Below are 12,877 nucleotides of genomic sequence, written 5' to 3'. Positions count from 1 at the left end.
AACTATTCCACCGCTTTTCCGGGCTAACTTTTCTCCGGGACGACAACCAAAGCCGTCAGCAGGGGTTTTCCTTCCATGAGACTTACTCTACTGGAATTCCCCTCCCTGCTGGGTGGGAACGGCGATTTTACCTCCTGGCTGGTTTTCATCCTGATCATCCTCTTTGTGGTGGGGGTACTGACTTTCGTGTTTCGGTTTATGCAGCAGGAGGAGTAAGGCGGGACGGTTCTTCCCCTCCTTTTCAATGCCCTGCGGTGGCTCGACCTAATTCTTTGGGGGCAGCCGGTACGGGTGCCGGGTCAGGGCCAGAAAGCAAGGAACTCCGGAGACCATAATATATAGGCTCCGCATCAGCACAACCCGAAACGAGAATACCGGCTACCACTGCTGTTCCGAAACGTATTTGGCACCTGCGCGCCGTCGCCCTAATTCTCTGGGCCGGAATTCCGTAAAGCCTTGGTTAAGAAAAAAGAATGCCTTACCTTTGCGCCCCCAATTAAACACATTTCTCAATGTTTGCAATCGTAACCATAGCCGGTCAGCAATTCAAAGTAGAGGAAGGTCAGGAGATCTTCGTCCACCGGTTAGAAGCCGAGGTTGACAGCAACGTCAACTTTGACGCGGTACACCTGCTGTCTGGTGACAGTGGCGTAACCGTCGGCACGCCGAATGTTAAAGGTGCCAGCGTAGGTGCCACCGTCCTTGATCACGTGAAGGGTGACAAAGTTGTCGTCTTCAAGAAGAAGCGCCGTAAGGGCTACAAGGTCAAGAACGGTCACCGTCAGCAGTTCACCAAACTGAAGATCGACTCGATCGCGGGCTAAGCCCCCGTCTCGTACCGCCTCCCGGCGGTATCACGAAATCCCTTTGTTCATTTTCCCGCCCGGTGCGGGATGCCAAAAGAAAAAACCATGGCACACAAAAAAGGTGTAGGTAGTACGGATAACGGCCGCGACAGTAAATCGAAACGCCTTGGCGTTAAGCTGTTTGGTGGTCAGACCGCTAAAGCCGGTAACATCATCATCCGCCAGCGCGGTACGAAGTACCACCCCGGTGAAAACGTTTATATGGGTAAAGATTACACCATCCACGCTAAGGTGGACGGTACGATCGCCTTCCGCAAGAGCTACCGCAACCGCATGTACGTGAGCGTAGTTCCCGCCGGTGCTGAAGTAGCTCCCGCTGCTCCCGCCCCCAAGAAGGCCGCCCCCGCAAAGAAAGCTGCTCCCAAAGCAGAAGCTCCGAAGGCAGAAGCCCCAGTAGAAGCTACGCCCGCAAAGGCCGTAGCGGAGGTTCCCGCCGAAGAAGCGCCCAAGAAAAAATCACGCTCCAGCAAGATCGAGCTGCCCAACGGCAAGAAGATCAAGCAGGACGACCTGACGGCAGTTGAAGGCATCGGTCCCAAGATCGCTGGCCTTTGCAACGACGCCGGCATCACGACCTGGCGCGAACTCAGCGAAACGCCCGTAGAGAAGCTCCAGGAAATCCTGGACGCTGCCGGCCCTCGCTACCGCATGCACAACCCCGGTACCTGGCCCCAGCAGGCTGGCCTGGCGGCTGACGCCAAGTGGGACGAGCTCGTCAAGCTGCAGGAAGAACTCGACGGCGGAAAATAAACCCCTCCGCTATTAGAATACCGAATCCCGGTCAGGCTTGCCTGATCGGGATTTTTTTGTTGGTCCCCCTACCACAACGGTTCCGAAAAGCGCCCCGCAACGGACTGGCCAAGGTGCTTGTGGTCACTTCAGCCCACTTTTAAGGCGGTTCACCCCCGATTTAACAGAATGGAAATACCCTCGGTGACGGGCATACGTTTCTTTTGCCACTGAACAACTGGATACAAAACCCAAAACCAACCAATATGCGTATTTACCTATCCCTTTTTGCCCTGTGCTTCCTGATCTTTGCCTGTGAGGAAGACCGAATTGCTCCCAGCAACGTCTCCGAAACCGACGCCCAACGGGCCAGCGAAGCCGTGGCCGAAGTACTCAACGGCCAGGCGGCCCTTCAGACGGGCTACGACCAGACCCAGATCAACGCCAGTCAGGAGCCCGAACTGGGCAACCTCACCGGGGACAAACCCGAAGTCCCCAGCCTGGGCAAGAGCCTGACCTGCCCCGCCGTCACCTTTACCAGTACCCCGGAGACTTTCTTCCCCGCTACGCTGGGCCTCGCCTACGACGGCTGCAACGATGAAGGCCGTCTGCTGGACGGCAGCATCACGGCCGTCTTTAACGGCCTGCTGCTCTCCGCCGGAACGGACATCGCCCTGAGCTTTGCCGACTTCTCCGTAGACAACACCCGCCTTAGCGGCACCTACGTCGTCAGCAACACGGGGCTGGACGAAGACGGTCGCCAATCCTTCTCCAGCGTGGTCGAGGACGCCGTGTTCTTTCGGGACGAAGTACAGGTGCTGACCTACACCCACGACTGGCGCAGCGTCCAGGTGGAAGGACAGGAAACCAACTTCTTCAACGCCGGACTGGCCGGCATCTTCGACGACGAGTACGACGAAACCTACGTGGCCAGCGGTACCACCGTCACCGGTGAGGTCTTCTCCATCACCACCGAAGTACCCGTACGCGGAGAACTCGACTGCCGCCACAAAACCTCCGGCAAACTGGTGTTTGACTTTGCCTTCCTGGAAGGCACGCCCGCCGTGCTCGACTTTGGTGACGGCAGCTGTGATAATCAGGCCACCGTTACCGTAGGGGAGTTTGTCTACCCCATCGAGCTGTAGGTTACCCAAAAGACTAAGTTTGATGACCGGCTCCCCGCCAATGCACTTGCGTTGGTGGGGAGTACTCATTTATCCCTTTGGATTCCCAACAATATATCTGGCTAAACGTTATTTCAGCACCACACGACGTCCCGACCATTGGTTGACCCTACAGTTTATATAAATTAGGAAGTGACTTCGGCCTGTCTAGGGCGGGCCTCAGACCCTTTGACTTGTCAGGGTTTCTCCTTCGGGAGACAAGGGGATTACCGAACCAGGCCAGCTATCCTAACCATGTCTTTATGAGGAGTCAAACCACTCCGGGGGCGCGTGTGGCTTTTTTTGTACCTTTACGTCCTATTCAATACAGCGGACAAGATCCATTTAATTGATACGCGGGCTGATACCATTGACACCGCGTGGATCACTTTCGATTGAACATCATCTCCGCTCCACTACATTTTGCCTTACTTTTTGATGCTGAGCGTGTTGTTGTGATCCCATCTTCCTCAGTTTCTCCCCCTTAATTCCACATGGATAACAATCGCTCCGGTGGCAACAGCCGCCGTAAACGTAAATCCCGTCCTAAAGCAGGTGCGGGTAACCAAAATGGCCGGTCCGGCCGCCGTCCCCGCGGTCCCCGCCAGAAACACAACTACAAACCCATTGACGCCGAACTCATGGTCCACGAAGCCGTGCCCATGAAAAAGGTCAAGTACATCGCCGACCAGAAGTTTGACGATTGGGACCTTCACCCCAAGCTGAAGATCGCCATCCGCCAGGCGGGATGGACCTACCCCACCGAAATTCAGGAGAAGGCCTTTTCCTCCATCGTTGACCTGCGCGACGTTATGGGTATTGCCACCACCGGTACCGGTAAAACCGGGGCCTTCCTGATTCCGCTCATCGATGCGCTGCTTAAGGACGAGCCCTTCCAAACGCTCGTCCTGGCCCCCACCCGGGAGCTGGCCCTGCAGATTGAACAAGAATTCGTGACCCTCACCAAAGGGATGACCTTCACGGCACTAAGCCTGATTGGCGGCCGGAACATCAATACGGACATCCGCAACCTCAAGCGTGACTACGACCTCATCGTGGCCACGCCGGGCCGCCTCAAGGATCTGCACGGACAGGGTAAAATTGACCTCACCGAGGCTTCCGTTCTCGTCCTGGACGAGTTTGACCGGATGCTCGACATGGGCTTCCAGAAAGACGTTACCTTCCTGGCCGACCAGATGGGCGACCGGGAGCAAACCCTCCTCTTCTCCGCTACCCTCGACAAATCCCAGCAGCAACTCATTGACCGTTTCCTGGATAATCCCGTTACGGTCAAGGTCAGCAGCGGCGAGGCCAGTGCGGAACACATCAACCAGACCGTCCGCTACGTCGCCCCGGACGAGAAGTTCGACGAACTGATCAACCTCCTCCAGGAACCCGACCTGAAGCGCGTGCTGGTCTTCGCCGAAACCAAGCACCGGGTGAAAAAGGTGACCAAGAAGCTCAATCAGGCGGGCATTCCCGCCGACGAGATTCACGGCAACAAAAGCCAGAACTACCGGCAAAAGGCCCTGGCCAAGTTCAAACAGGGAAAAATCAAGGCCCTGTGTGCCACCGACGTGGCGGCCCGCGGACTTGACATCGATAACATCACCCACGTGATCAACTTCGAAGCCCCCACGGACTACGACGTCTACATCCACCGCGTCGGCCGTACCGGCCGGGCTGGAAAAACGGGGGAAGCCATCACCTTCGTGGATAAGTAGGGGCACCGTCCCTAAAAAACAAGCCGCCAACCGGGAGTTCCCGGTTGGCGGCTTTTGTTTTTGGGGGAACACCGAAACTGGTGCACCATCCCGGCCCTATTTCTTATTCAGAACGCCTTCCCGGGCGGCCTCTTCGGCGTAGGTGTTCAGGTGTACCTGCTTATCCGGTGCGCTCTTGCGCAACCGCATGTTAAGGAATTCCACGACCAATGAGAAGGCGATGGCGAAGTAGAGGTAACCCTTGGGAACCGTGCCCACTTCACTCCCCAGAACCACCAGATGCCCCAGGTGGGCACCCTCGGCGATCAGCATAAATCCAATCAGGATCAGGAACGCCAATCCCAGCATCTGAATGGTCGGATGCTGGTTGACGAAATTCCCTACGGGTACCGCAAAGAGCATCATGATGATCACCGAGGCAATGACGGCAATGATCATAATGACCAGTGCTCCGGCAAGGCCGTTGGTCATCCCGACGGCCGTGAGGATGGAGTCAAAACTGAAGACGATGTTGATGATCATAATTTGAAAGATCACCGAATTCAGGCTGGCCCCCTTCTGCGGCGTTCCCGGGTCTCCGTCCACGTGTTCGTCTCCCTCCAGCTTATGGTGTATTTCGGAGGTGGCCTTGTACAGCAGGAATACCCCACCGGCAATGAGAATCAGGCTCTGGCCGCTGAAGCCCGCCTTGGCCCAGCCCCAGTCGAACTTGATCCACGCCTGGTTCATGCTGATCAGCCAGCTGACCCCGAACAAGAGGGCAACCCGGAGAACCATGGCCAAAATGAGGCCGATGTTGGTGGCCTTTTTGCGATCCTCTTCCTTGTCCAGCTTCCCCGAAGCGATGGAAATGAAGATGATGTTGTCAATTCCCAGGACGATCTCCAGAAAGGTGAGCGTGAGTAGCGACATCCAAACGGCACCGCTGCCAAAGTCAGGTAGTTCAAACATAGTGAGGTGGGGTCTTTTCTTTCTTCAATGGCAAAACTACGACAGAAGGAGGGATGTTTGCTAAACCATGAAGGAAACCAAATTTCGCCGACTCCGACGTGAAGAGCTAGAAGAGGTTCGGGATCAGTTCGTTAAGTTCCTGGGGGTAAACGGCGTGGATGCCGACTCCTGGCAAAAGATGAAGGCCGATGATCCGCAGCGGGCCGATGGACTGATACTTCAATTTTCTCAAATCGTCTTCGAGGGCGTCATCAAACGTATTGAGTACCTGATCCAGCGGCGGCCACGGGACCTCCGTACCTATCGCTTACTCGACGATAAAATTGAAATGCGGGGAATTCTGCTGGAGGGAGAAACCAGTCTGGACTTATCCGATACGGATATCTCTCCCCAGGACATGCTCATTACGCTGCGGAGTGACGGTGCTAAAGTCAAGCTGTTTCGCGGCGAACGCGCCTACAACGCCACCATTGGTCGTGACCAGGATATCTTCTTACTCATGGAGGCCGGCGCCCTGATCGATGACGGTGAACTGTTCGGTATACTGAACGATTTATAGCCGCTAGCGGAAGCTTGTTTTCTCTTCTTCGGGCCTTCTCCAAAGGACGGTGGGCAAATTATTGCGCGAGCGCAGGTGCCATGGTATGGCCAAAGAACCTTACTTTCCCCATGGATTGGGCGCCCGGCGCCCGGAAATGGATCGAAACATGCGCTTTTTATTGTTCCTGGCGCTTCCCTTCCTCGCGGCCCTTGATGGCTGCGGCGAAGAAGACGCTTCTACTACCACTACCACCACCACTCCGGAACCTAATACGGAAGCCCTTTACCGGGACACCACGCAACCCACCGCCGACCGCATTGAAGATCTGATTGGTCGGATGACGGTAGAGGAGAAGGTGGCGCAGGTGACGGCCGTCTGGAAGGCAAAATTCCGGATGGATAATGACGACGACTACAGTTTCAACCCCGACAGTGCCCGCCTGGTCATCCCCCACGGCATCGGGCACATTACCCGCCCGAGTGAACTGACCGGTCCTCCGGCCTCCGGCCGGACGGGTGCCGAGGAAGTGGAATACCTCAACGCCATCCAACGCTGGCTGGTCGAAGAAACCAGACTCGGGATTCCCGCCCTGGCACACGAAGAGAGCCTCCACGGCCTCGCCGCCCGGAATGCGACGAGCTGGGGACAGCCCATTTCCGTTGCGGCAACCTTCAACCGGGAACTTACCCGCAAACTCTACGCCACCGCCGCCCGTCAGACGGCCTCCCGGGGTGGCCACGTCGTCCTGACGCCCGTCGTCGACGTTGCGCGGGACCCGCGCTGGGGGCGGGTGGAAGAAACCCTCGGCGAGGACCCCTACCTGGCCGCCCAGCTTGGCCTCCAGGCCGTGCTCGGCTTTCAGGGAGATGACGATCAATGGGATCCGGGTGAAGTATTCGCTACCCTAAAGCACATGGCCGGCCACGGTGAGCCGGAAGGCGGCAACAACATCGGCCCCGCCCACATCAGTGAGCGCACCCTCCGGGAAGTGTTCCTCTTTCCCTTCCGCTACATCGTCCAGAACGGGAACGTTCGCAATATCATGGCCAGCTATAACGAAGTCAACGGCATTCCCAGCCACGCCAACGGGTGGATGCTCAACACCCTGCTCCGGGACACCTGGGGATACCGGGGTGCCGTGGTCTCCGATTATTTCGCCGTCAAGGAACTCAATACCCGGCACGCCGTGGCTCCCGACTGGAAAACCGCCGCCATCACGGCCATCTCCAGCGGCATCGACATTGAACTCCCGGACGCCGAGGCCTTCCCCTACCTGGTCGAAGCCGTCAACAATGGAGAACTCGACGAACAAATTCTCGATCAGGCCGTAGGCCGCATCCTCCAACAAAAGTTTGATCGGGGGCTCTTCGAAAACCCCTACGTCGATCCCGCCGGAGTGCTGGGAAACACCCCCGCCGATGACACCCTCGTCCGGCAAGCGGGTACCGAGGGGATGATTTTGCTGCAGAATAATAACGGCGTCCTCCCCCTACCGAAGACCACCACCGTTGCCCTGATCGGTCCGAATGCCGATCGCATACTACTTGGGGGCTACAGCGACGAGCCCAGTCACTTCGTCACGGTTAAAGACGGTATGGAGCAGGCTCTGGAGGGCGCGCCCGGCGGACTAATCTACGCGGAGGGTGTCCGCGTTACCGAACCGGGCAGCTGGTACCGCGACCCCGTCGTAGCCATCGACGAGCGGGAAGACCGACAGCGTATCAGCGCGGCCCTGCAGACCGCCCGCAGGGCGGACGTGATCGTCCTGGCGCTGGGTGGCAATGAACTGACGAGTCGCGAAGCCTGGGCCGAAGGGCACCTTGGCGACCGCCCTACCCTCGAAATGCCCGGATTACAGAACGAGCTCATCGATGCGCTCGATAAGCTCAACAAGCCGATGGTGGGGCTCGTTTTCGGCGGCCGACCGCTCGACATCAGCAATCTCCTCATGAAGGCCGACGGCGTATTCCAGTGCTTCTACCTCGGGCAAGAAACCGGCCACAGCGTGGCCGACGTCCTCTTCGGTGACGTAGCTCCGGGTGGTAAGCTCCCCATCAGCATGCCACTCTCTGCGGGCCACATTCCCAGTTACTACAACCACAAACCCACCGCCAGACGTGGCTACCTGTGGGATAACGTCACCCCCCTGTTTCCCTTCGGCTACGGGATGAGTTACAGTCCCTTCGAGGTAAGCCCCCCTACCCTTTCGGCCGCCAGCATCCGGGTCGGTGAGACCGGTGAAGTATCCGTTCAGGTAACCAACCTAGGACAAATGCGCGCCTCGGAAGTCATTCAGCTCTATATCCGCGACAAATTCAGTTCGGTCACCCGTCCGGTAAAGGAACTCAAGGGTTTCGAAAAGGTATTCCTTGACCCCGGCGAGTCCACCACCGTTACCTTTCCCCTCGGGCGGGAACAACTGGAATTCCTTGACCTCAACATGAAGTGGAACGTAGAGCCCGGAGAATTTGACGTCATGGTGGGCACCAGCTCCCGCACCGAAGATCTTGGCACCGTAATGCTGACCGTCAAAAAGTAGCGACGGTATCACCTAACAACCTTGGCACAAATGAAGCTCCCGGAACCGACAAGGTCGGCCCGGGAGGCAAAACAAAAAACAGCAGGATAAAATGGCGCTTTATCTGCCATTAAGCGTTCAGAGCTTGTTGGGACTTTAGCCATCGCCCCGCATTTGGCCATTTTTGGTGCTAGCTGCGTTGGCCAGACGGCCACCATCTAAACAAGTTCTTAAATGGCCCGAAATCCATGGCCCCAGCAACGCAATGCGCGTTGCCGTTTCAAAAAAAAGGTGGGCTGACCTACGGCCAGAACCACCTTTTCGTTCCTATTCTTCCGTTTCCGGAAGCGCTTCTTTGCAACCTATATTTCGCTTACTCGCCGTACGACTTCGTAGAGGCGGGTATTTTTATCTACTTCCTCCACCCAGGGATCATGTTCGAGGTAGTTGGCCGAGATCAGCTTCAGGCCGGTAATCCGTCCCTTACCGTTGGGCACCTTCTGCACGTACTTTACCCAAAGACGTCCGTTACTGCGCACGGCGTAAATGCGATTCTCTTTCACCTGATGCAGTCCGTCGACTTCCTTACAAATAACCACGTCCCCGTTGTTGATCACCGGTTCCATGCTGTTTCCGTTGATGGGGAAGGCTACGTATCCACTTCCGGAAATTCCGGGTAAGCGGAAGAAGTCGTTGTTTTCGGTAACGAAACTATCGGAATCCACACTGGCTCCCGCAAAGGCTTCCGTTGAGGTAAAGAGGATGTTGAGGGGTACGTCCGCTCCTTCTACTTCGACGGGTTCGGGAAGCTCCATGCCGAAGGGAGTACCGTCTCCTTCCAGGAGGTAGCCCATGTTGACACCGTATTCGTGGCACACCCGACGGGCCTGCTCGTAGTTGATGCAACGCTTATCGTCATCGTTGAGAAAGGCACGGATAATGTGGCCGTAGGAGCGGTTGTTCAGGATACGCTTGGCAAAATCCCCAAGACCCCGACCGTTGCGGTCGTTCTTGATGATTTCTCCACGCTCCTCTAAAATCCGGAAAACCTCCTTAAAACGGTCGTTTAATTCCCGGCGATCTTGGGTTATCATATTGGTGGTATCAGTTGTTTACTCCAGCAAATTAAAACATTTTAAAACAACAACACAAACTTTAGAAGGATTTTCTTGAAATTATTATTTGGTTTTAGCGAAATAAACCAACTAGAAGATGTTGCAGAAAATTTGGGATTAGGCCGTTTTGTTGGTTAATGATTCCTGCGCGATTTATGGGCCCTTCGTGGTGATTTATCCGCTGCGGGAGTGGCTCGACGGGGAAGGGATCGGCCAGTTAAGACTTGCTTCAGCCGGATGTATCCATCTCTTCTACCCACTACTGCCTACCTGCTCTTCAGCTTCAACGACCGGCCTGCGGAGCAGACCTTTTCCAGTCACCTCTCCTTAGTCTACTTCCGCTGCGGGAATGACTCGACGGGGAACGGATCGACCGTTTTAGATCTCCCTCCCTGGACCACGAAGTGTGCAACAAGCGCAGCGCGTTGCTCCTTTGTGCGTCCTCACCGAATTCGTTTCCCTCCGCAATAGAACGACCTGCTTATGGAGTAAACCTACTCCGGAGACTTATCATGATCCTTCTCCTCAGTCTCCGCCTTTGTCTTTACGACCGGCTTGCGGAGCAAACCTACTCCGGAGATTATTCTAAAGCCTTAGCCTTATCCTCAGCCCTATCCTCAGCCTCAGCTCTAAACGTTCGTCGTCGCGAAGAGCCGTCTCAACCGGTATTTCCCCGAAGTGTGGGTGGCCACGATCAGGAGCCCCCCGGTGATGGCGATGTTCTTCATGAACAGCAGGCTTTGCAGCCGGAAGACGGCCGTACCCGGCTCCTCGGCCCAGAAATCGTGCACGATGAAGGTCAGGGGTACCCAGTAGATCATCAGCAGGAAGGCGCCCAGTCGCATTCGGTAGCCCAGCAGCACCATGAGGGCACCCAGCAGGAGGAGGAGAATGGCTCCGTAGAGTAGGAAGTCCTGATTCCAGGTGAGTCCGTAGATGATCATCGCCTCCTTATTCAGTCGCTCGTAGGCAAAATAATCGTAGGCCTCAAAAAAGAAGATGAACGACAGAAGAATGCGCCCCAATAAGTCAGTAATATCCTTCATTAGCGCAAAGGTAAGGAAGGTAATCTGGGAATTCACCCCATGCACAATCCATCCGCTTGCCTGATTTTTTTGGCGATCACCGCAGGTGCACACCTGATGGGAAAGCGCGGAGCTGGTGGGAATTGTAAGTGGAAGGTAAAAAGCCATCGGGCAAGAACAATGGAGCGGACCAATCGGCGGTTTGAGTTAGGTCGGTGCACGCGCCGCCCGATCGGCGCATCGTACCTTTATCCCTCAATAGCTACGATCCCATGCGGACACTTATCCTCTGTTTCCTCACTACCCTTTTCTTCTTCGGTGCCCTCCAACCCGAAGTCATGGCCCAACGGGCGGACCTGGCACCCGCGGCCTCGCCCCTGGCCCCCACCGCTACCGACACTACCCTGCTTTGGCGCATTTCTGCGCCCGGCATCGATGCCCCCAGCTACCTTTACGGAACGATTCACCTGATTCCCGAAGAGGATTATTTTTTGCCCAATACGGTCGTAGCCGCCCTCAACGACAGCAAGGAAGTGGTGTTCGAGATTGACCCCCGGGACATGCAGAACCCCGCCAAGATTATGGGTCTGCTCAACAAGATCAATATGCGCGGAGACACCAGCCTCGAAGACCTGCTGCCCAAGGCGCAGTACGATTCGGTGGAAGCCTACTTCTCCGAAAGCGGTCTCCCGTTTTTCTTCTTCAAGAAGATGAAGCCGCTGTTTCTCTCCGCCATGGTGGGCCAGGATATGCAGGCCATGGGTCAGGGCGGCGGCATGGCCGCCGGGGGAATGAAGAGCTACGAAATGGAGCTGACCGACATCGCCCAGGCCGCCGACAAACGCATCAGCGGACTGGAAACCATGGAGTTCCAGCTCAGCCTCTTTGACAGCATCCCCTATACCGCCCAGGCCCTCATGCTTTTCGAGGCCGTCAAGGCCGACATGGCCGGGGAAGAGAGAGAGGGCCCCAACCAACTCGACCAGATGGTGGACATGTACAAACGGCGGGCCGTGGCCGAAATGGCCAGTTCCATTAGCGATGAAGCCGCCGGCGTCGCCCGCTTTGAAGAGCTCCTGCTCACCAAGCGCAACCAGAACTGGATTCCCCTGATCCGCCAGGCCATGGAGGCCGAGGAGGGAGGTTCCCGGCTGTTTGCCGTGGGGGCCGGTCACCTGGGCGGTGAGCGGGGCGTCATTGCCCTACTGCGCAGCGCCGGACTGACGGTGGAGCCGGTGTACTAGTTGCTGGTAGCACTGTTGCTGGTTGGACCTAGCCACTGGGTGGCCAGCCGATCACCAGCGATTCCTGCGGAATCGCGGTTGTTTTCGGGGCGCATTCGGTAGGCGACAAGGTATGCCTTGTCGCTACATCTCCCCATCTTTCCTGGCCCCATCGTGGGAGAATCTGAAATTCCCCGTTTCCTTACATTTGGGGCGCAACCCAGCTGGTCATGAACATTACCATTCTTAAAATCGGTGGCAACATCATCAATAATCCGGCGGCCCTGCACGAGGCGCTGGATTATTTCGCGGAGCTCCCCGAGCCCGCCGTTCTGGTGCACGGAGGAGGAAGAAAAGCCAGCCAGGTCATTTCCGAAATGGGCCGCCAGCCGGTCATGATTGACGGGCGACGGATCACCGATGCCGCCACGCTGGAGATCGTCACCATGGTCTACGCCGGTTTACTGAACAAGACCGTAGTGGCCAAACTCCAGGCCCGGGGCTGTAACGCCATCGGACTGAGTGGAGCCGACGGCAACGCCGTCCTGGCCGAAAAACGGCCGGTGAAGGACATCGATTACGGGTACGCCGGCGACGTCCGCAGCGTGAACGCTCCCCTGCTGGAACAACTACTGCGCGGCGGACTGCGCCCGGTCCTTTGTCCCATCACCCACGACCAGAAGGGACAGTTACTCAACACCAACGCCGACACCATCGCCAACGAAACCGCCCGCGCCCTGGCCGCGGCGGGCTTCGGGGTTTCCCTCCGGTACTGCTTTGAACTTCCCGGCGTGATGGAGGACATTAACGATCCGACCTCCCTCATTCGGGAGCTCACCCCCGATCGTTACGCCGACTATCGCTCCCAGGGGATCATCGCCGGGGGGATGATCCCGAAGCTGGACAATGCCTTCGCCGCCGTGGCGGCGGGCGTCCGGGAGGTGATCATCGGGGATTTGCCCGCGCTGCGCGCGGGGTCGGGGACGCGGGTGCTGGCGGAACCTGATGTCTGACGTGGGATG

The 12,877-nt window shown here is 57.0% G+C and carries 12 protein-coding genes; 9 read left to right on the top strand and 3 right to left on the bottom strand.

Annotation, left to right across the window (positions count from 1 at the left end):
* Positions 1-75: 75 nt before the first annotated feature.
* The 5 genes from E1J53_RS09985 to E1J53_RS09965 all read left to right on the top strand — a co-directional run bounded on the left by E1J53_RS09985 (position 76) and on the right by E1J53_RS09965 (position 4,482).
* On the top strand, positions 76-216 hold the full coding sequence (locus E1J53_RS09985) for a hypothetical protein (RefSeq protein ID WP_154640174.1): 141 nt from the start codon (positions 76-78) through the stop codon (positions 214-216).
* Between the two features lie 296 nt (positions 217-512).
* Positions 513-824, top strand: a complete 312-nt coding sequence (gene rplU, locus E1J53_RS09980; RefSeq protein ID WP_134272781.1) for a 50S ribosomal protein L21 — start codon at positions 513-515, stop codon at positions 822-824.
* Positions 825-911: 87 nt separating this feature from the next.
* Positions 912-1,616, top strand: coding sequence for a 50S ribosomal protein L27 (rpmA, locus tag E1J53_RS24660; protein ID WP_134272780.1), 705 nt, complete (start codon positions 912-914; stop codon positions 1,614-1,616).
* 245 nt (positions 1,617-1,861) lie between these two features.
* Complete coding sequence (locus tag E1J53_RS09970) at positions 1,862-2,740, top strand: hypothetical protein (protein WP_134272779.1); 879 nt, start codon at positions 1,862-1,864, stop codon at positions 2,738-2,740.
* Between the two features lie 512 nt (positions 2,741-3,252).
* A complete protein-coding gene (locus tag E1J53_RS09965; RefSeq protein WP_134272778.1) occupies positions 3,253-4,482 on the top strand; it encodes a DEAD/DEAH box helicase in 1,230 nt (409 codons plus the stop codon).
* A 96-nt stretch (positions 4,483-4,578) separates the two neighbouring features.
* Here E1J53_RS09965 and E1J53_RS09960 read toward each other — a convergent pair whose 3' ends face one another.
* Positions 4,579-5,433: a TerC family protein gene (locus E1J53_RS09960; protein WP_134272777.1), complete on the bottom strand. Its 855-nt coding sequence runs from the start codon at positions 5,431-5,433 to the stop codon at positions 4,579-4,581.
* Between the two features lie 67 nt (positions 5,434-5,500).
* On the opposite strand from E1J53_RS09960, the gene E1J53_RS09955 reads away from it, so the two are divergent.
* On the top strand, positions 5,501-5,992 hold the full coding sequence (locus E1J53_RS09955) for a DUF6495 family protein (protein ID WP_134272776.1): 492 nt from the start codon (positions 5,501-5,503) through the stop codon (positions 5,990-5,992).
* A gap of 148 nt (positions 5,993-6,140) precedes the next feature.
* Positions 6,141-8,513 carry a glycoside hydrolase family 3 N-terminal domain-containing protein gene (locus E1J53_RS09950; RefSeq protein WP_134272775.1) on the top strand — a complete coding sequence of 791 codons (2,373 nt, stop codon included), beginning with the start codon at positions 6,141-6,143 and terminating at the stop codon, positions 8,511-8,513.
* A gap of 341 nt (positions 8,514-8,854) precedes the next feature.
* On the opposite strand, the gene E1J53_RS09945 is transcribed toward E1J53_RS09950, so the two are convergent.
* Positions 8,855-9,586 carry a S24 family peptidase gene (locus tag E1J53_RS09945; RefSeq protein ID WP_134272774.1) on the bottom strand — a complete coding sequence of 244 codons (732 nt, stop codon included), beginning with the start codon at positions 9,584-9,586 and terminating at the stop codon, positions 8,855-8,857.
* Positions 9,587-10,236: 650 nt separating this feature from the next.
* On the bottom strand, positions 10,237-10,653 hold the full coding sequence (locus E1J53_RS09940) for a DoxX family membrane protein (RefSeq protein WP_134272773.1): 417 nt from the start codon (positions 10,651-10,653) through the stop codon (positions 10,237-10,239).
* Between the two features lie 251 nt (positions 10,654-10,904).
* Here E1J53_RS09940 and E1J53_RS09935 point away from each other — a divergent pair, with 251 nt between their 5' ends.
* Positions 10,905-11,876 carry a TraB/GumN family protein gene (locus E1J53_RS09935; RefSeq protein ID WP_134272772.1) on the top strand — a complete coding sequence of 324 codons (972 nt, stop codon included), beginning with the start codon at positions 10,905-10,907 and terminating at the stop codon, positions 11,874-11,876.
* 203 nt (positions 11,877-12,079) lie between these two features.
* Positions 12,080-12,868 (top strand): acetylglutamate kinase, encoded by a 789-nt coding sequence (gene argB / locus E1J53_RS09930; protein WP_173021433.1) that lies wholly within the window; start codon positions 12,080-12,082, stop codon positions 12,866-12,868.
* Positions 12,869-12,877 lie beyond the last annotated feature (9 nt).

The sequence above is a fragment of the Lewinella sp. W8 genome, assembly GCF_004375085.3.
In the GTDB taxonomy this organism is placed as follows: domain Bacteria; phylum Bacteroidota; class Bacteroidia; order Chitinophagales; family Saprospiraceae; genus Neolewinella.
The sequence above is the reverse complement of the archived record's forward strand: the minus strand, read 5'-3'. Positions and strand labels throughout refer to the sequence as shown.